This window comes from Enterobacter sp. V87_3 (assembly GCF_029967835.1).
Lineage (GTDB): Bacteria > Pseudomonadota > Gammaproteobacteria > Enterobacterales > Enterobacteriaceae > Enterobacter > Enterobacter cancerogenus.
In genome coordinates this window covers 49,583-68,977 of the sequence record NZ_JASCAM010000029.1, presented here as the reverse complement: position 1 = coordinate 68,977, position 19,395 = coordinate 49,583, and the positions used below count along the sequence as shown (strand labels likewise).

Annotated in this window: 18 protein-coding genes; 14 read left to right on the top strand and 4 right to left on the bottom strand. The window is 55.4% G+C overall.

The window, feature by feature from the left end; all coding sequences use genetic code 11:
• Positions 1–106: 106 nt before the first annotated feature.
• The gene (ompX, locus tag QLG21_RS17870) at positions 107–625 is read right to left on the bottom strand and encodes an outer membrane protein OmpX (protein ID WP_006177301.1); all 519 of its coding nucleotides are present in this window, start codon (positions 623–625) and stop codon (positions 107–109) included.
• 354 nt (positions 626–979) lie between these two features.
• On the opposite strand from ompX, the gene rhtA reads away from it, so the two are divergent.
• The 6 genes from rhtA to ybiO all read left to right on the top strand — a co-directional run bounded on the left by rhtA (position 980) and on the right by ybiO (position 7,600).
• Positions 980–1,867, top strand: coding sequence for a threonine/homoserine exporter RhtA (gene rhtA / locus QLG21_RS17865; RefSeq protein ID WP_282484906.1), 888 nt, complete (start codon positions 980–982; stop codon positions 1,865–1,867).
• A 300-nt stretch (positions 1,868–2,167) separates the two neighbouring features.
• On the top strand, positions 2,168–2,671 hold the full coding sequence (dps, locus tag QLG21_RS17860) for a DNA starvation/stationary phase protection protein Dps (protein WP_006177298.1): 504 nt from the start codon (positions 2,168–2,170) through the stop codon (positions 2,669–2,671).
• 360 nt (positions 2,672–3,031) lie between these two features.
• A complete protein-coding gene (glnH, locus tag QLG21_RS17855; RefSeq protein ID WP_006177296.1) occupies positions 3,032–3,775 on the top strand; it encodes a glutamine ABC transporter substrate-binding protein GlnH in 744 nt (247 codons plus the stop codon).
• Between the two features lie 99 nt (positions 3,776–3,874).
• Positions 3,875–4,534, top strand: a complete 660-nt coding sequence (glnP, locus tag QLG21_RS17850; RefSeq protein ID WP_010428919.1) for a glutamine ABC transporter permease GlnP — start codon at positions 3,875–3,877, stop codon at positions 4,532–4,534.
• Complete coding sequence (gene glnQ / locus QLG21_RS17845; protein WP_006177294.1) at positions 4,531–5,253, top strand: glutamine ABC transporter ATP-binding protein GlnQ; 723 nt, start codon at positions 4,531–4,533, stop codon at positions 5,251–5,253. Before glnP ends, glnQ begins: the two co-directional genes overlap by 4 nt.
• Positions 5,254–5,383: 130 nt before the next feature.
• On the top strand, positions 5,384–7,600 hold the full coding sequence (gene ybiO, locus QLG21_RS17840) for a mechanosensitive channel protein (RefSeq protein ID WP_058610594.1): 2,217 nt from the start codon (positions 5,384–5,386) through the stop codon (positions 7,598–7,600).
• A 47-nt stretch (positions 7,601–7,647) separates the two neighbouring features.
• Here ybiO and rlmF read toward each other — a convergent pair whose 3' ends face one another.
• Complete coding sequence (rlmF, locus tag QLG21_RS17835; RefSeq protein WP_167519808.1) at positions 7,648–8,559, bottom strand: 23S rRNA (adenine(1618)-N(6))-methyltransferase RlmF; 912 nt, start codon at positions 8,557–8,559, stop codon at positions 7,648–7,650.
• Between the two features lie 243 nt (positions 8,560–8,802).
• Between rlmF and mcbA the strand changes: the two genes are divergently transcribed.
• The 3 genes from mcbA (at position 8,803) to ybiJ (ending at position 10,018) form a co-directional block, all read left to right on the top strand.
• Positions 8,803–9,069, top strand: a complete 267-nt coding sequence (gene mcbA / locus QLG21_RS17830) for a DUF1471 family periplasmic protein McbA (RefSeq protein WP_042321058.1) — start codon at positions 8,803–8,805, stop codon at positions 9,067–9,069.
• A gap of 136 nt (positions 9,070–9,205) precedes the next feature.
• Complete coding sequence (locus tag QLG21_RS17825) at positions 9,206–9,472, top strand: DksA/TraR family C4-type zinc finger protein (RefSeq protein ID WP_006177289.1); 267 nt, start codon at positions 9,206–9,208, stop codon at positions 9,470–9,472.
• A gap of 285 nt (positions 9,473–9,757) precedes the next feature.
• Positions 9,758–10,018, top strand: coding sequence for a DUF1471 family protein YbiJ (gene ybiJ, locus QLG21_RS17820; RefSeq protein ID WP_282484905.1), 261 nt, complete (start codon positions 9,758–9,760; stop codon positions 10,016–10,018).
• A gap of 117 nt (positions 10,019–10,135) precedes the next feature.
• Here the strand turns inward: ybiJ and ybiB are convergent, their stop codons facing one another.
• Positions 10,136–11,098, bottom strand: a complete 963-nt coding sequence (gene ybiB, locus QLG21_RS17815; protein WP_282484904.1) for a DNA-binding protein YbiB — start codon at positions 11,096–11,098, stop codon at positions 10,136–10,138.
• Between the two features lie 248 nt (positions 11,099–11,346).
• On the opposite strand from ybiB, the gene QLG21_RS17810 reads away from it, so the two are divergent.
• The 5 genes from QLG21_RS17810 to QLG21_RS17790 all read left to right on the top strand — a co-directional run bounded on the left by QLG21_RS17810 (position 11,347) and on the right by QLG21_RS17790 (position 16,733).
• Entirely contained in the window at positions 11,347–11,883 is a 537-nt protein-coding gene (locus QLG21_RS17810; RefSeq protein WP_282484903.1) for a fimbrial protein, read from the top strand.
• Between the two features lie 63 nt (positions 11,884–11,946).
• Positions 11,947–12,621 carry a molecular chaperone gene (locus QLG21_RS17805; RefSeq protein ID WP_282484902.1) on the top strand — a complete coding sequence of 225 codons (675 nt, stop codon included), beginning with the start codon at positions 11,947–11,949 and terminating at the stop codon, positions 12,619–12,621.
• Between the two features lie 23 nt (positions 12,622–12,644).
• Positions 12,645–15,212: a fimbria/pilus outer membrane usher protein gene (locus QLG21_RS17800; protein WP_282484901.1), complete on the top strand. Its 2,568-nt coding sequence runs from the start codon at positions 12,645–12,647 to the stop codon at positions 15,210–15,212.
• Positions 15,213–15,233: 21 nt separating this feature from the next.
• Positions 15,234–16,223, top strand: a complete 990-nt coding sequence (locus QLG21_RS17795) for a fimbrial protein (protein ID WP_282484900.1) — start codon at positions 15,234–15,236, stop codon at positions 16,221–16,223.
• 6 nt (positions 16,224–16,229) lie between these two features.
• A complete protein-coding gene (locus tag QLG21_RS17790; RefSeq protein WP_006177280.1) occupies positions 16,230–16,733 on the top strand; it encodes a fimbrial protein in 504 nt (167 codons plus the stop codon).
• Here the strand turns inward: QLG21_RS17790 and dinG are convergent.
• Positions 16,720–18,897 carry an ATP-dependent DNA helicase DinG gene (gene dinG / locus QLG21_RS17785; protein WP_058610588.1) on the bottom strand — a complete coding sequence of 726 codons (2,178 nt, stop codon included), beginning with the start codon at positions 18,895–18,897 and terminating at the stop codon, positions 16,720–16,722. The two genes, QLG21_RS17790 and dinG, sit on opposite strands and share 14 nt — an antisense overlap.
• Positions 18,898–19,395 lie beyond the last annotated feature (498 nt).

The window sequence follows — 19,395 nt, the reverse complement described above, 5'->3', positions numbered from 1 at the left end:
GGAACCTTCCACTTTACTTTACCGATCAGCGTAGTAACGATAGCTGCTTTTAATGCAAAAAAAATCCGCCACATTGGGCGGATTTTTTACTGGCTCACCGAAGTGATTAGAAGCGGTAACCTACGCCTGCAATCCAGGTGCCAACGTCAACGTTGCGGATACGGCTCTGCTCATAGGAGAAGTCCAGAGCAACGTTTTCGATTGGGTTGAACTGCATACCAGCGCCATAGGAGAAGCCGTAGTCGCTGTTGCTTGCAGTGCGGTTCAGACCTTCGTTTTCGGTCTGCTGGAATTTACCGTAGCCAACACCTACAACACCGTAGATGCTTGCCCAGTCGTTCAGGCGGTAAGCAGGACCAGCGGTGATTCCGTAGTACTGACCTTTGTTATAAGCGCCGTTTTCAGTACGATCTTTCTCGGTGTAGGTGAAAGAACCGATCACGCCCAGCGGGTTGTTGTCTTGCTCGTAACGATACTTCAGGTTAAAACCGTTAGTTTTGTTCATTACGCCCTGCATATCGCTCTGAGCGTAACCACCGGTAACGGTAGAAGTAGCAGCTACAGCAGTACCTGCGGAAACAGCCAGTACAGCGGCCAGTGCTGAAAGACATGCAATTTTTTTCATAACCACCTCAAATGTGCTTCAAGTAAGTCCGTAAGTTTTAAATATATCAAAAAATCTTCTGAAACTCTTTGTGATTCGTGATGTCTAACTAAGATTTTCCTGTAACAGAACATTTCCAACAGCAGCTATCTTATTAAAATAACATAAAATTTTCGCTACAAAACGCTAATATTGCGCGTCAGTTCCGCTACATTCATCCAGATTATTCCTAATCTGAGTGTCTATAAATCCATCAACTCATCAGCATTTTACGTGTTTTGCGCGGATTTTTTTCAACAGAACCTCAACCGATGCAGCATATTTCTATTACACTGCCGCTTTTACCTCACTTGACATAAATTGACAGGAGAAAGGATGCCTGCTTTATCCCGTACGTCGTCGGTCTGGATGCCGGTTGCCGTCATACTCATCGCCATGATGTCCATCCAGAGTGGTGCATCACTGGCGAAATCTCTTTTCCCCATCGTGGGGGCACCCGGCGTCACGGCGCTTCGAATCGCGTTAGGCACCCTGATCCTCGTGGTCATCTTCAAACCCTGGCGACTACGGTTTAAAAAAGAGCAGCGTTTGCCTCTGCTTTATTATGGACTGTCTTTGGGCGCAATGAACTATATGTTCTACCTCTCAATACAAACCATCCCGCTTGGCATTGCCGTTGCACTGGAATTTACCGGCCCGCTGGCCGTTGCCCTCTTCTCTTCACGCCGTCCGGTTGACTTTATCTGGGTGGTGCTGGCGGTGCTGGGATTATGGTTCCTGCTGCCGCTGGGTCAGAATGTTTCGCAGATCGACCTGACCGGTGCCGCACTGGCGCTGGGCGCGGGAGCCTGCTGGGCGGTCTACATTCTTTCTGGTCAGCGCGCCGGAGAGGAACACGGTCCGGCCACCGTGGCGCTGGGTTCGCTGATTGCGGCGATCATTTTTGTGCCGCTCGGCATGGCGCAAGCCACGGAATCAATATGGCAGTGGTCGGTCATGCCGATCGGTCTGGCCGTCGCCATTCTCTCGACCGCACTCCCCTACTCGCTGGAGATGATTGCCCTGACGCGCTTGCCTACGCGTATCTTTGGCACGCTGATGAGCATGGAGCCTGCCCTGGCGGCGATCTCCGGGATGATTTTCCTCGGGGAAACCCTGACCTTCACGCAGACGCTGGCGCTGTGCTCAATCATCGCGGCCTCAATGGGGTCAACGCTGACGATGCGCCGGGAGCCGAAGGTTGAAAAGCTCGATATAAACTGATTGCTTTATTCTGCATGGCTGCATAGCCATGCAGAATATCGGCCAGAATTCTCCCCTGAATTATTCATTCACACTTTTGTGTTAATTCCAGATTATTCCCGCAACGCCTCACGTGTTATTTCAAAAATCTCATACCCCGTGACAAATATTACAAATCCTTTAAAAAACAACAAAATAAAAAAACAAAACTCTTCTTACTATTAAACCAATAGGCAAGACCTGACCCCCACAGTAAAAATCAGGTGCTATACTGTTTCTCGGTAATTACCTGGGACATTAACATCAAGAGGATATGAGATTATGAGTACCGCTAAACTGGTGAAAACGAAAGCGTCTAATCTGCTTTATACCCGTAACGATGTATCAGACAGCGATAAAAAAGCGACGATTGAGTTGCTGAATCGCCAGGTGATCCAGTTCATCGACCTGTCGTTGATCACTAAACAGGCCCACTGGAATATGCGCGGTGCAAACTTTATTGCCGTTCATGAAATGCTGGATGGATTCCGCACCGCACTGGTCACCCACCTCGATACCATGGCAGAACGTGCCGTGCAACTCGGCGGTGTGGCGCTGGGTACCACGCAGGTCATTAACAGCAAGACCGCGCTGAAAAGCTACCCGCTGGATATCCACAGCGTACAGGATCACCTGAAAGAGCTGGCTGACCGTTACGCCGTCGTGGCTAACGATGTGCGTAAAGCCATTAGTGAAGCGAAAGACGAAGACACCGCGGATATCTTCACCGCCGCGTCTCGCGACCTGGATCAATTCCTGTGGTTTATCGAATCTAACATCGAATAATCCATACGAATTTCCAATCAAACCCTCGCCCCGGCGGGGGTTTTGCACGTTTATGGTGCGTCACTTTTGCTAAACCCCCTGCAAAAGTGAATAAAATGTAATAATCACCTCACACAACGGTTAATGGAAGATTGTTTTTTGGTCTGAAATTGCGCTAAATATCACCCCGTCAGTTAACCAAAACGAAGCGCACCAAAACGGTGCTCCATCTTGGTGCAAAACAAGCGCGTTGCCACGATTAGCGTGCAGTGCGTGTCTTCATCCCCTATGCAAAACAACAACTTGTAAAGTTGGCATGATTTTTTCATTGTGCCAGATGTTCTCGCAGGGGATCGCCCCGTGGATATAAAAGGAAATGCTATGAAGTCTGTATTAAAAGTTTCACTGGCTGCACTTACCCTGGCTTTTGCGGTGTCTTCTCAGGCCGCCGACAAACTGGTTGTGGCAACTGACACGGCTTTCGTTCCGTTTGAATTCAAACAGGGTGATAAATACGTTGGTTTCGACGTGGATCTGTGGGCTGCTATTGCGAAAGAACTCAAACTGGATTACACCCTGAAGCCAATGGACTTCAGCGGCATCATCCCTGCGCTGCAGACCAAAAACGTTGACCTGGCGCTGGCGGGTATCACCATTACCGACGAACGTAAAAAAGCGATCGACTTCTCTGACGGCTACTACAAAAGCGGCCTGCTGGTGATGGTTAAAGCCGACAATAACGACGTGAAAAGCGTGAAAGATCTCGACGGCAAAGTGGTGGCGGTGAAAGGCGGTACTGGCTCCGTTGATTACGCAAAAGCGAATATCAAAACGAAAGACCTGCGTCAGTTCCCGAACATCGACAATGCCTACATGGAACTGGGCACCAACCGCGCGGATGCGGTTCTGCACGACACGCCAAACATCCTGTACTTCATCAAAACCGCGGGCAACGGCAAGTTCAAAGCGGTAGGCGATTCTCTGGAAGCACAGCAGTACGGTATTGCGTTCCCGAAAGGCAGCGACGACCTGCGCACTAAAGTGAACGGCGCGCTGAAAACCCTGAAAGAGAACGGCACCTATAACGAAATCTACAAAAAGTGGTTCGGTACCGAGCCTAAATAATTTCACCTGAAATCAGGTTTGTACGCCCGGTGGCGCTAACGCCTACCGGGCCTACCTTTTTCGTTTTTTGTTTTTCACCACGGTATACAGGAATACATCATGCAGTTTGACTGGAGCGCCATCTGGCCTGCCATTCCTCTCTTGCTTGAAGGCGCCAAAATGACCCTGTGGATTTCGGTCCTCGGTCTGGTTGGCGGGTTGATTATCGGCCTTGTTGCCGGTTTCGCCCGCACCTACGGCGGCTGGATTGCTAACCACATCGCGCTGGTTTTCATCGAAGTGATCCGCGGCACGCCGATTGTCGTGCAGGTTATGTTCATTTACTTCGCCTTGCCTATGGCTTTCAACGACCTGCGCATTGACCCGTTCAGCGCCGCCGTTGTCACTATTATGATCAACTCCGGTGCCTACATTGCGGAAATTACCCGCGGCGCGGTGCTGTCGATCCATAAGGGCTTCAGCGAAGCAGGTCTGGCGCTGGGGCTTTCCCGTCGCGAAACCATCCGCCACGTGATCCTGCCGCTGGCGCTGCGCCGCATGCTGCCGCCGCTGGGTAACCAGTGGATCATCAGCATTAAAGATACGTCGCTGTTTATTGTTATCGGGGTAGCCGAACTGACCCGTCAGGGCCAGGAGATTATCGCGGGCAACTTCCGTGCGCTGGAAATCTGGAGTGCGGTAGCCGTCGTCTACCTGATCATCACCCTGGTTCTGAGCTTTGTTCTGCGTCGTCTTGAAAGAAGGATGAAAATCCTGTGATTGAATTTAAAAACGTTTCCAAGCACTTTGGCCCGACGAAGGTGCTGCACAATATTGACCTCAACATTCAACAGGGTGAAGTGGTGGTCATTATCGGGCCGTCCGGTTCCGGTAAATCAACCCTGCTGCGCTGCATCAACAAGCTGGAAGAGATCACCAGCGGCGATCTGGTTGTCGATGGCCTGAAGGTCAACGATCCGAAGGTTGACGAGCGACTGATCCGCCAGGAAGCCGGGATGGTGTTCCAGCAGTTCTACCTGTTCCCGCACCTCACGGCGCTGGAAAACGTGATGTTTGGCCCCCTGCGCGTGCGCGGTGCCAATAAAGCGGCAGCCGAAGCGCTGGCAAAAGATCTGCTCGCCAAAGTGGGCCTCGCCGAGCGGGCGCATCACTACCCGTCCGAGCTGTCCGGTGGTCAACAGCAGCGCGTAGCGATTGCCCGCGCGCTGGCGGTTAAACCCAAGATGATGCTGTTCGATGAGCCGACATCTGCGCTTGACCCCGAGCTGCGTCACGAAGTGCTGAAAGTCATGCAGGACCTTGCCGAAGAAGGGATGACGATGGTGATCGTGACCCACGAAATCGGCTTCGCGGAGAAAGTGGCGTCTCGCCTGATCTTCATCGATAAAGGCCGCATTGCCGAAGACGGCAACCCGCAGGAGCTGATTGCCAACCCGCCAAGCCAGCGCCTGCAGGAGTTCCTGCAGCACGTCTCCTGATGACGGCTGGCCGTTAAACATCAAGCCGGGCATGCCCGGCTTTTTAACGCCAGATTGTTCCCAAAAATCCCCCCCGGTTCCCCGCACTCTATACTTATCATTTTGCTGGACATTTTCGCCGGAGGACGCCGTGCCGTGGATCCTGTTGCTGTTGATTAGCCTTTTTAGTGCTCCCTCGCTTGCCGTTGCGATACCGGGTGTAACAACCGGAACCGCCGCTACACAGCAAAATACGCCCCCACCGGAACCGGACGCCGAACAGAAGAAAGCCGCCTACAGCGCGCTGGCCGACGTGCTTGAAAATGATGCGTCCCGGCAGGAATTAATAGGTCAACTGCGTAAAGTCGCGGCAACGCCACCGCAGGAAGATGTCCCGGCGATCGCCCCACCCGATGAGAAAGAACAAAAAACGGTGCTGGAGAATGTCACCGACGTCAGCCGCCACTACGGCGATGCCCTCGCCTCACGTTTTGCCCAGCTCTACCGCAACCTGATTGGTTCTCCCCACAAGCCGTTCAATCCCCAAACCTTCTCTGCCGCCGCCACGCAATTTCTCATCCTGGCAGGCACGGTATTCATTTTTTACTCGCTGGTGCGCCTGTGCGCCTGGCCGCTGTATCGCAAGATGGGCCAATGGGGACGTAAAAAGAACCGCGAGAAAAGCAGCTGGCTGCATTTGCCGGCGATGATCGCCCTGGCGTTTATCATCGACTTACTGCTGCTGGCGCTGACCCTGTCTATCGGCCAGGTGCTTGCCGATCGTCTCAATACGGGCAATAAAACCATCGCCTTTCAGCAGGCGCTTTTCCTCAACGCCTTCGCTCTGATCGAATTTTTCAAAGCGCTGCTGCGTTTACTCTTCTGCCCACACGTCCCGGAGCTGCGCCCCTTTTCGATTCAGGAACGCACCGCAAAATACTGGGCCTTACGTCTGAGCGTGCTCAGCGGCCTGATTGGCTACGGTCTGCTGGTTGCCGTGCCGATTATCTCCAACCAGGTGAACGTGCAGTTCGGCGCGCTGGCGAACGTGCTGATCATGATCTGCATCACCGTCTGGGCCTTGTACCTTATCTTTCACAATAAAAAAGCCATTACCGAGAGTTTGCTGCATCTGGCCGACCGCTCCCTTTCCTTCTTCAGCCTTTTTATTCGCGCCTTCGCGCTGGTCTGGCACTGGCTGGCAAGCGCGTACTTTATCGTGCTGTGCTTCTTCTCGCTGTTTGATCCGGGCAACAGCCTGAAATTTATGATGGGGGCGACGTTCAAAAGCCTGGCGATTATCGGCATCGCGGCGTTTGTCTCGGGCCTGCTGTCGCGCTGGATCTCGAAAACCATCACCCTCTCCCCGCACGTTCAGCGCAACTATCCGGAGCTGCAAAAACGGGTTAACGGCTGGATGTCGGTGTCCCTGAAGGTGGCGCGCATTCTGACGGTGTGCGTCGCCATTATGTTGCTCCTGAACGCCTGGGGGTTGTTCGATTTCTGGAACTGGCTGCACAACGGCGCGGGGGAAAAGACCGTCGATATTCTGATCCGCATTGCGCTGATTCTGTTCTTCTCTGCCGTAGGCTGGACGCTGCTGGCGAGCCTGATCGAAAACCGTCTGGTCTCGGATATTCACGGCAGGCCCTTGCCAAGCGCCCGCGCCCGCACGCTGCTGACCCTGTTTCGCAACGCGCTGGCGGTGATTATCAGTACCATCACCATCATGATCGTGCTCTCTGAAATCGGCGTGAATATCGCACCGCTGCTGGCAGGTGCCGGTGCCCTGGGGCTGGCTATTTCTTTCGGCTCCCAGACGCTGGTGAAGGACATCATCACCGGTATCTTCATCCAGTTTGAGAACGGGATGAACACCGGCGACCTGGTGACCATCGGGCCGCTCACCGGCACGGTGGAGCGGATGTCGATTCGCTCCGTGGGCGTGCGTCAGGATACCGGCGCATACCACATCATTCCCTGGTCCTCGATCACCACCTTCGCCAACTTTGTGCGCGGGATTGGTTCGGTCGTGGCGAATTACGATGTGGATCGCCATGAAGATGCCGATAAAGCGAAGCAGGCGCTGCAGGATGCGGTAGCGGAGTTGATGGAGATGGAGAACATTCGCGGGCTGGTGATTGGCGAGCCGTCGTTTGCGGGCATTGTCGGGCTGACGAACACCGCCTTTACGCTACGCGTGTCGTTCACCACCCAGCCGCTGAAGCAGTGGACGGTGCGCTTCGCGCTCGACAGCATGGTGAAGAAACATTTCGATCTGGCGGATGTGCGGATGCCGGTGCAGACGTATCAGGTCGTCTCGCCGCCTTCGGCCACACCGCTGCCGCCTCAGGAGCCAACGCTGTAGCCTGGTTGCCGGGTGGCGGCTTCGCCTTACCCGGCCTGCGGGACACATTATTTGCGGCGTTTGTTATCGTCCATAAACGACCATGCGATGAATCGGCTCTGCTTCTGCCCCTGCGCCATCTCTTTTTTCACCACTTTTACCGCGCCCGCATCGGTCAGGGCACGGTACAGCGGCGGCAGGTTGTCGCCGCGTGAAACTAACGTCGTGAACCACTTCACCTGACGGCCAAAGGCTTTGCTCTCATCAATCATGCGCAGGATAAACGCCACTTCACCGCCTTCACACCACAGCTCCTGCTGCTGGCCGCCAAAGTTCAGCGCCGCATCTTGCGCCTGGCCCAGATTGCGACGCTTACGCTCGCTGCCCGCACGGGCGGTTGCCGCGGAGTCATGGAACGGCGGGTTGCACATCGTGGCATCGTACTGTTCGTTCTTATGAATGATGCCGTTGAAAATCGACGACGCATCTTTCTGGCGACGCAGACGAACCGCGCGGCTTAACCCCGGGTTGGCATTGATGATGGCCTGCGCGCTTGAGAACGCCTCTGCGCCCGTTTCACTGCCGGTAAAACGCCAGCCGTATTCATGCGCGCCAATAAGCGGGTAAATCAGGTTCGCCCCGGTACCGATATCCAGAACGCTTGCCTGCGCGGGAACCACGCCGCCGCAATCGTCGGCCAGCAGATCGGCAAGGTGGTGAACGTAATCGGCACGGCCGGGTACGGGCGGGCAGAGAAAGCCTTCAGGAATGTCCCAGTGCGTCACGCCGTAGAAATGGGCCAGCAGCGCTTTGTTCAGCGCTTTTACCGCCTGCGGATCGGCAAAGTTAACCGAGGGCTCACCGGCCGGGGTCTGGACGATAAAAGTCTTTAGCTCCGGGCAGCTCTGGCACAGGGCATTCATGTCATAACGGCTGCGGTGGCGATTACGGGGGTGCAATCCGGGCTTTTGGGAAGTCATGGCGTTCTCCTTTAAACAGCGGCGTAAGATACCCTTTGCTGACCCAACGGTAAATATTTCTGTGAGGCGAACAAAAAAGCGACAAAAATCAACGGCGTGTATGTCTATGATCTGTCAGCGTTTTGTCAATTAAGATCGTTCAAAAAATAAGCAGATCATCATCAAATTTTTGCGCTAAATCACACTCTCAGGGCATCTAAACTTAACTGGAATCACCCGTTGTTTCTCCCGGAGGATGTGATTATGAAAAAATACTTGTCCCTCGCTGTCATCGCCGGAGCACTCGCGACCGCCTCATTTTCTGCCTGGTCTGTAGAGCCTCTCACCCCCAGCAACGACACCAGCCAGCTGCGCCCTGCCGGTACTGTCTCCGTCAGCCGCGCAAGCAACCTTGACGATCTTCAGAGCAAGCTGGCTGAAAAAGCCCGTGAAGAAGGTGCGAAAGGTTTTGTGGTGAACGCCGCCGGTGGCGATAACCATATGTACGGCACAGCCACTATCTATAAATAACGTTCCGCCCCCGACTGCATCTGGGCAACAGATGCAGTTTCACCCTACCGCGCCTTGTACGTTCACCTTTTAACCCCATATCGATCCTATACTTTATATAAACACCACTTATCTAAACACGACACTGGAGGATGCCATGGCTTCCGGCTGGGCAAATGACGACGCAGTAAACGAACAGATCAACAGTACCATTGAAGATGCTGTTGCCCGCGCTCGCGGTGAAATTCCGCGTGGTGAGAGTTTGTATGAATGTGAAGAGTGTGGCGATCCCATTCCCGAGGCGCGGCGAAAAGCCATCCCCGGCGTGCGGTTATGCATCACCTGCCAGCAGGATAAAGATTCGCATAATACTTCACACGCAGGATATAATCGCAGAGGATCGAAAGACAGCCAGTTACGTTGACCTGGCTTTACGCAAATTCACGACGAAAGCGGTTTCCTTTACGCTCACGCTTTTCAGCGAACCGCGTAGCAAATCGTGCCCTTCACGCGGCTTCTGTAAAGCGCAGCGGCAAGAAACGTAAATCGCTTCGCTGAAGTTATTACTATTCAATATGTTATTTGTCATTCAATTTTTTTGAGCAACCACGTCAATTCTCTTCGATTTTATCCTCCGCAAAAAACCGTGATACTTATCACATCGACGGAACATCGTCCCCTTAACAGAATCATCTGCGAGAGAATAATCATGAAAACCATCAAATATGCTGCTGCCGCTGTTGCCCTTTCCGCTCTGTCCTTTGGCGCTTTCGCCGCAGAGCCTGTCTCCGCCACTCAGGCGCAGAACATGAACAAAATCGGTGTGGTCAGTGCTGAAGGCGCCACCACGCTGGACGGCCTGGAAGCAAAACTGGCTGAGAAAGCAGCGGCTGCCGGCGCAAGTGGATACACCATCACCTCCGCGAACAACAATAACAAGTTAAGCGGTACCGCGGTTATCTACAAATAAGCGAACGCATTATGCTCCACCCTCACCTTACCCTCTGGTGAGATGCTCCAACCCTCATTGACCCTGTTGTTGTTACCCTTTGTTTGCCCGTCCGCCACTGGACGGGCTTTTTTTTGCCTAAACCGCCTGCGCCACGCGCTCAAGCCCTGCGTCCAGCGTCGCCACCTCACCCGTCGCCAGCAGACAACACGCCATCTGCAGCATTATCGCGCGCGGTACGGGGACATTGCCTGCCAGACACTGTTCAATCCAGCGTGCGGTGGTATGCGGATCTTTCGCCGCAGGCAGGATAACGTCTATGTTCTCCTCGCCGCGCTCAAGCAGCGCGCGCGTGCCCTGTGCGTCGATCAGCACCAGCTGTGGGCAGCGCTGCGGGTTGGCATACACCTCCCCTTCCGTACCGTGCATCAGTAACGCCCTGCCGCCGATCGCGTCAAAGAAGGTGCCTACGCGGGTGACATACTCCGGATGCGACACGCTGGAGAGACGCAGCGCGGCATCTTCCGCAAACGGCGTCGCCAGCTTTGCCAGGGTGTGGGCGCTGTTACGCACCCCCATTCGCCAGCGCATATCCAGCTGTTTCTCCAGCGGCGGGCAGAGCGCTTTCACCGGAATAAAAACGGGCTGATGGCTGTCGAGCTTTGCCTGCGCCTGGCCGGCGTGCAGGGTCGGCTCAATCCCCAGCTGTTCAAAAATGGTCTGGGTCAGAACGCGCGTAGGATCTTCACTCACCCCGTGCACCACCACCGGAAAACCGAGCTTGTGCAGCAGGATCGCCAGCAGCGGCGTCAGGTTCGCCTGCTTGCGCGCGCCGTTATAGCTGGGAATAACAATCGGCATTGGTTTTGCCACCGGTGGCGTCAGGCGGATTGTTTGCGCCTGCATGGCGTCGTAAAAACCGCGCATTTCGGCTTCCCCTTCCCCCTTGATCCGCAGGGCAATCAGTATGCCGCCCATTTCCAGATCGGGTACTTCGCCGTTCAGCATATGGCTGTAGAGCGCGCGGGCAGTTTCACGATCCAGGTCGCGAGCGTGGTTTTTCCCGCGCCCTACTTCTTTGATAATTTTGCGATAATCCACGACATTTCTCCTTTCTGCATAGTGCTCTCACTATAGCCCTGATGAAGTCCCGCCAGATAGCCTTTTATCCCCGAAAACAGCGCCCGCGTTTTTGAACATAAAAAATAATGCAAGAAAAAGTTCAATTATTTGTGAGCTGAATACAAGAATCTTCTCTGCCAGGATTTTGTTTAAATATCGACCGAAGTTAGTGAGGAACAACGGCGGAAACTTCCAGGCAAGGTCTCCGCCCTACATCAGGATTAATTATGAATAAGATTGCGTTAGGTCTCTTCGTCGCATCCGTTGTGGGCTGCTCGGCCTCCGCTTTTGCGGCAACGGACGGAGAAGGACAAATCAACTTTACGGGCGAAATCATTGATTCCGCGTGTCAGGTTGTAAATGGTTTAAGTAATCCGTTGAACGTGACCTTAGGCAAGGTCTCGAAAACGGTCTTTACCGGTGCAGGCTCCACCAGCACCGCCACGAAATTTGATATTGAGCTGAAAAACTGCCCGGAAACCGTTACCTCGGCGTCCATCAATTTTGGCGGTACGCCAGATGCGAATAACAACACGACGCTGGCGCTGACCCCGGATGCGGATGCGGCAAGCGGCGTGGCGATCCAACTGCTCGACTCTTCTGAACAACCCGTGAGCTTATACACGCCGTCCAAAGAGTACCCTCTGGCTTCCGGAACCGCCATTAACGATCTTGAATTTGGTGCGCGTTATATTCAAACCCAGGCAGCGGTCACCGCAGGCCCGGCAAACTCCGTCTCCACATTCACCGTTATTTATAACTGATATCATCCTTCAAGGACTATTTTTCGTGTGATCAATAGTCCTTCCTTATTTTGAGAAACAGCTATGCGTCACGGTTATTTACTGAGCACACTTTTACTGGTAGCAGCGACCGCACATGCGGGCGTGATTATTAACGGCACGCGCCTTATTTACCAGGGAGGGAAAAAAGAATCCTCAATCGGTATTTCAAACCCGGATGCAACAGATTATCTGGTGCAGTCCTGGGCGGATTCTGGCGGTAAAAATCTGGCGAAAGCGCCGTTTCTGATTACGCCTCCCCTTTTTCGCCTGGATGCCAAAGAAGATAACGTATTGCGCGTTGTCCGCACCGGCGGAAATTTACCTGAAGATCGCGAGTCGCTTTTTTGGCTGAATATTAAAGCCATTCCCTCATCAAAACGCGTTGAGGGCGTGAATACGCTGCAAATCGCCATCAACACGCGCATTAAATTACTTTATCGCCCGGCATCGGTTAAAGGCAAACCGGAAGACGTGGCCGATAAGCTGGAATGGCACCGCGAGGGCAACAACCTGGTGGTTAATAACCCCACGCCATTTTATATGAATTTCCAGAGCGTCACGCTGAACGGCCACAAAATTGATAAAGCCGGCTGGGCCGTGCCAGAAACGCAAACGCGCATCGCACTGCCTGCTCATACCGGCGGTTCTAACGTCACCTGGTCAATTATTACTGACTACGGCAGCATCAGCAAAAGCTGGTCTACATCCGTTCATTAATCGACAGCCAAACAGTGGATTGAATGGTTATTTATACCTCTACCCCAGGAAGGCAGTTCAGGCTGCCTTCCGTTTACCGATTACTGACTCTGCTGACCCTGATATGCGGTCTGGCAGTGATTGGTTTTTCGCAAAAAACGCGGGCAGATGATTATTTTAACCCGGCGCTGCTCGACGTTGATAATCCACAGCAGGAAAAAACTGACCTGTCTGTTTATGAAAAAGGACCAGGTCAGGCGCCTGGAAAATATCAGGTCGCCATCTATATCAATAACAATAAAATTGATACCCGCGACGTCACTTTTACGCTGCAAAAAGCGGCGTCGGGCGAGACTTCGCTTCAGCCCTGTTTTAGTCTGGACGAGTTAAAGAGCCTCGGCATTAAAACCAAATCGTTTCCTGGGCTGGGGGGCGCGGGGAAATGTGCCAACCTGCACGCCATTCCGGCGGCCTCGGCCACGTTTCGCGTCAGCAATCAGCAGCTGCTGTTGAGCATTCCGCAATCCGCGCTGGGCCAGGTGCCGCGCGGCTATATCGACCCGAAAGAATTTGATGAGGGGATCACCGCCGGCATACTCAACTACAGCGCCACCGCCAGCCAGACGCAGGCCCGCCAGCCCGGCATGCAGGACAGCAGCAGCCAGTACGTGAACCTTCGCCCCGGCCTGAACATCGGCGCGTGGCGCATCCGTAACTATTCCACCTGGAACCGCAGCACCACCGGCCACGAAGAGCAGCAGAAATTCTCGTCGGTTTACACCTATGCCCAACGCGATATCGTGGCGATGAAAAGCGATGTGACGCTGGGCCAGAGCAGCTCCCCGGCCGACGTCTTTGACAGCGTGCCCTACACCGGCGTGCAGCTTAACTCCGACAGCGACATGCTGCCGGACAGCGAAAGAGGCTACGCCCCTATCATTCGCGGGACCGCGCACAGCAACGCGCAGGTGGTGGTCCGCCAGAACGGCTACGTCATTTATCAAAACACCGTGGCGCCTGGCGCGTTCGAAATTAACGATTTGTACCCCACCGGCAGCAGCGGTGATTTACAGGTCACCGTAAAAGAGACGGACGGCAGCGAGCGCCACTTTGTGGTGCCTTACGCCTCTGTCCCCGTTTTGCAGCGTGAAAAGCACCTGAAGTACAGCGCAACCGCGGGCCGCTATCGTTCCTACGATAAAGACGTCGAGAAAACGCCCTTTGCCCAGGGCAGCGCCATCTATGGTTTACCGTACGGCTTCACCGCCTACGGCGGCATGCAGCAAAGCAGCCATTACCACTCCGCGGCGCTCGGCACCGGGAAAAACTTTGGCGATCTCGGGGCGTTCTCCATTGATGTCACGCGCGCCAAAGCGCTGCTCAAGAAACAGAAAGCCAGCAAAGGCCAATCCTGGCGCCTGCGTTACAGCAAAGACTTTGCCGGGACGGGTACCAACTTCTCGCTGGCAGGCTATCGCTACAACAGCAAAGGGTTCTACACCCTGGAAGACACCATGGAGTCGTACACCCATGCCAGCGACTGGTCAGCCCCGCAACAGCGTCGCGCCCGTACCGAGGCCACCGTCGACCAGACGCTGGGCGAAGGCTGGGGGTCGGTCACGCTGAGCCTGGTGAAAGAGACCTACTGGACCCAGAGCCAGGACATGACCTCCATGAGCGTCAGCTACAACAACAGCTGGAAGGGCATCACCTACAGCCTGAGCTACAGCCTGAACAAAAACACCAACGACAGCGATGAAAACGGCGAGTCGGTCAGCAACGATAATCTGTTCGCGCTGAGCGTTTCGGTTCCGCTCGACCGCTGGATGCACAACACCTGGGCTACCTACAACATGAACAACAGCAAAGATGGCACCGTTCAGAACCTCGGGGTGAACGGCACAGCGCTGGAGGAGAACAACCTTAACTGGAACGTTCAGGAAGGTCTGGACTCCTCAGGTAACGGCAACTCAACCAGCATGAACGGCGACTATAAGGCCACCTACGGCGAACTGAGCGGCGGCCTGAGCCAGGATAAAAACCAGCGCACCGCCAACATGGGCCTGCAGGGCGGGGTTATCGCCCATGCCAACGGCATCACCCTGAGCCAGCCGCTGGGCGAAACCATCGCCCTGGTGAAAGCGCCGGGCACGCACGGGACGCACATCGCCAACCAGACCGGCGTTGAGACCGACTTCCGCGGCTATACCGTGGTGCCGTTTGTGACCGCATACCGGCACAACACCATCGAGTTGGATACCGAAACGCTGCCGGACGATGCCGACGTGACGCACGCGGCGCAGATTGTCACCCCCACCCGCGGCGCGGTGGTGCGCGCCACCTTCAACACCCGCGTGGGCAACCGGGTGCTGATGACGCTGACCCACGGCGGTAAACCGCTGCCGTTCGGCGCAACGGTCACCACGGGAGATAAAGACAGCGAGTTTATCGTGGGCGTTGACGGCCAAACCTATCTCTCCGGGCTGCCGAAGCACGGCAAGCTCGACGTGTCATGGGGGCAGGACGCCAGCGAGCACTGTGTCGCAAACTACGTACTTACGGACGAGAAAAATAAAACCAACATTATTAACGCTGCTGCGCAGTGTCACTAATCCATCGTGAAGGCTTAGCATATGCAACTCGTTAAATCGTTCTTCTTTCTTCTCGTTCTGGGCACGGCATCGTTCTTTATGCCTCATGCAAAGGCCACCTGTACGACGCCGGACATGCCGAAGATGATCAACGTTGCCTCGGTTTCCGTGCCGACAACCCTGCCGGTGGGAGAAACCATCCCCGGTACCGAGCAGACCGTTCACGTCGCGGGCAATTGCGATGAAAGCGTCGACAGCGGCCTTGAGATTGTCTCCTGCTACTACGGCACCGGTTCAGAAATTCCCGGCATGAGGGGGGTGTATGATTCGGGTGTTGAGGGCATTGGCGTCGCCCTGATGAACGAACAAGGTCAACGCATAAGAGGCGCGGGCGGCGTTCAGTGTGACTCCCGGGAAACGCCGATTGGCTATATCTCTGCCGATGGCAAACAGTCGTTCAGCTTCAACGTCACCCTGGAACTGGTTAAAACCAGCGATAACGTTATCTCGGGGACGCTTGTGCAGTCGCAAACCAAATTTGGCATCGGCGTCTTTGCCCATGAAGGCATCGGCAGCCCCAACACTATCGCCTACTCCGGCAACGTGATCCTCCACCAGGTGACCTGCTCGGTGTCACCAAAAGATCTGACCGTGAATCTGGGCGATTTCCCGTTGAGCGATTTTGTGGGTACCGGCACGCTCTCCGATCCGGCGCAAACGGTCTACGTCAACGTTAACTGCGACACGACAGTCCAGCCCGAAATGAAGGTCACCAGCGGCAACGGCTACGAGAGCGCGTTCCCCGGCGTGATTAAGCTCACCCAGGAAACCGGCGTCGCCACGGGCATCGGCGTCAGAATGCTGGTGGACGGCATGATCCCGACGTTTGGTGAATATGAGTCGCTGGGGACCGAAGCCTATGCCAACCAGACGCTGCGCATTCCGCTGGAGTTGCGCTACGAACAAACTGCTGCCCTTGTGACCCCTGGCCCTGCCAACACCGTCGCAACCGTCACGCTTGCCTATAAGTGATCTCAGATGAAAAAAATCATGTTGTTAACGCTGCTGGGGCTGATGACGAGCGCCCATGCAGATGACATTAATCTCCAGATAACGGGACATATCTATGCCAACACCTGCGTCGTAGACAGCGCAAGTCGAAATTTGACCGTCGATTTGGGCCAGGCAACCGCAACGAGCTTTAAAAGCGTGGGCGATACGGGAGAGTGGAAAGAATTTTCCCTGAAGGTGTCGCATTGTCCGTCAAGCCTGACGCTGTCGAACGCCTTTTTTTACGGCCAGCCCGACAGCGTTCACCCGACGAAATTCGCCAATACCGGCAGCGCAAAAGGCCTTGCGCTTGAGCTGGCCGATCGGCAGGACAACATCCTGATTTCGCCGCAGGCCAGTTTTAACGTGGTGATTAACAAAAGCGACCATACGGCAGAGTTCCCCCTGGCCGCCCGCTACTATGCAACCTCCACGCCCGTCAGCGCCGGTACGTTTAACAGCGTTGTGCAGGTGACATTCACTTACCAGTAGGACCGCGCCCCTTAGCACGGATGCTTTTTTTACGCCCGGCAATCACTTTCGCCGGGCGTTTTTTTACCTCGGGCACGTCGGGCTGTTCAATCGGGAACACGGGCAAGGCGTTCAGCAACCGCGGGCCGTAATTTTTGGTCAGCAGCCGTTTATCGTAAATCACCACCTCGCCCCAGCAGCCGTGGCTACGAATCAAGCGCCCCACCTGCTGAATCAGGTTAAACGACGCCGCCGGCAGGCTTTGCACCTCAAACGGATAGCGATTCAGGCTTTTCAGCCATTCGCCCTCGGTGATCACCACCGGGCTGTCGATAGGCGGGAAGGCGATTTTATGGATATGCACCTGGGTTAAATAATCCCCCTTCAGATCCAGCCCTTCCGCAAACGACTGCAGGCCGATCAGCACGCTGCGCTCGCCGCCGTCAATGCGCTGGCGGTGCAGCTCGACCAGCCGGTAGCGGGGCTTATCGCCCTGCACCAGCAGCAGTAACCGCAGGTCGGTGACGTGTTCAAGGAAGCGCTGCATTGCGCGCCCGCTGGCAAACAGCACCAGCATGCCGGGGAATTTTTTGCTCTCAAGCTGCTCACGGAAGTAGGCCGCCATCTCGGCGATATGCTGCTCTTCGTTGTCGATAAGCGGCTCGTACTGCATACGCGGGATCACCAGCTTGCCCTGCTCGCAGTGGTTAAACGGCGAATCCAGCGCCACGAAGCGGTCGCCCGCTTTCTCCCGAAGGCCGCTCATCTCCTGCAGCCTGGAGAAGCTGTTCAGGGAACGCAGCGTGGCTGACGTGACGACGACATGCGGCACGCTGCGCCAGATAAGCTTTTCCAGCTGATCGGCAACGCGAATACCCACGCAGTGGAAAAAGAGGTGCACCTGCCCGTCCCGCGTTTCCCGGGTCGCCCATTTGGTGACCGGCGCGCCGGACGCCTGCGCCAGAGAGGCCAGCCGCCAGAGCTTGCTTTGCGCCTCAAACATGCCGAGCGCGCGGTTCATCTGCAACAAAATACGGTGCAGCCGCACCACGTCGTGGGTGCCGGTTTTCTCGCTCAGGTCGTTTAAGAACATCTCCGCCAGCCCGCGCAGTTTCTCAAGGTGCTTCGCCAGCTGCTGGCAAATCTCCATCACCTCGTCCGGCAATTCGCCCATGGCAAAGCGGTGTTCCGCCTCCTGGGTCTGCGGCAGATACAGGTTGAGGATGTTATTCAGCGACGAGATTAGCCCGTACACCTCGTCGCAATGCTCGTTGAGGCGTTCAGGCACCGCCAGCGGTGGCGTGGTTTTCGGGCGGAACTGCTCCATGCAGGTTGCCACCAGCTTGCAAAACAGATCGAGCTGCAGGCGGAACCACGGGGCGGTAATTTCGGCGCTCATCTCCAGAGCATCGCGCGCGACGTCCGGCAGATGGTGTCCTTCATCCAGCACCAGCAGCAGGTTTTTCGGCTCCGGCAGCACGGCTTCGCTCTCAAGCGCCGCCATCACCAGCGCATGGTTTGCGACCACCACTTCCGCTTCCTGAATCTCGCGGCGGGCGACAAAGAACGGGCATTCGCGGTAATAGTGGCAGTTGCGGTTCAGGCAGCTCGCTTTATCGGTGCTCAGCCTGCGCCAGAGATCGTCGCTGATGGCCTCGCTGGTGTGGTCGCGCAGTCCGTCCCACTTATAGCCGTCGAGATCGGTTTTCAGTTTGGCGCACCGCTCCTGCTCGGCCTTGTTGTTCGGCGTCAGCTCATCATCAAGAAACGCCAGCAGATCCTGTTGCGCAGGCTCGCTGCTGGCGAGCGCCGCCAGGTTACGCGGGCAGACGTAGCGACCGCGGCCAAAGGCGGCTGTAAAACGGAGATCGGGGATAATTTTGCGCAGCAGCGGCAGGTCTTTGCTGAAGATTTGATCCTGCAGCGCCACGTTGGCGGTACTCACCACCAGCGTTTTTTGCTCTTCCCGCGCAATCGCAATGCCGGGGATAAGATACGACAGGGTCTTCCCGACGCCCGTCGGGGCTTCAATCGCCAGATGCCGCCCGTCGTCCCCGGCGAGCGTTTTTGCCACATCAGCAATCATCTGCCGCTGAGGCGCTCGGGGGATAAAGTCGGGGATCTGCTGCTGTAGCGCCTTATACCAGGCGCCAATTTGCGCTTTGAGCGCCGCGGTTAAAGCCATCGTAAACCTGAAATACTGTATAAACAGCCACTATTGTGGCACTTTCCGGCGGATGCCGCAAAAAGAAAAAGTCCAGATGTAAGGACAAGAGCCTCGCAGCGAATCTACACAAAGGCTCTTTGTTATTTCAGTGGCATCGTTCCGTTCACTTTAACTATCCTGCTACCTGGTCATTTCTCTGCGGTGAACGTGCTAAGGGGGCTACCGCCGCCCCCTTAGCAATCCCGGCTCCCGGCAGAGAAAATCGCCGCTTCGCGGTGCCCTCAGCTTATTCCTTCCGGCTTTCGGGTCGGGCACCAGCCTGCATCCCTGCAGGCTATGCCCTCGCCGCGCATCCCTGCGCGTCGCCCCGACCTTCAGGAAACGCTTCGGCGATTTTCAGCCGGACTCTCGCTCCCTCAACCTTTTATGCCGCCTGAATGTGGCACCGCCGTTGAGTCCCGCAGAAATCGGCGAACCGGAGACCGGATGACAAGGGCTGGACGCCATGGATGGCGG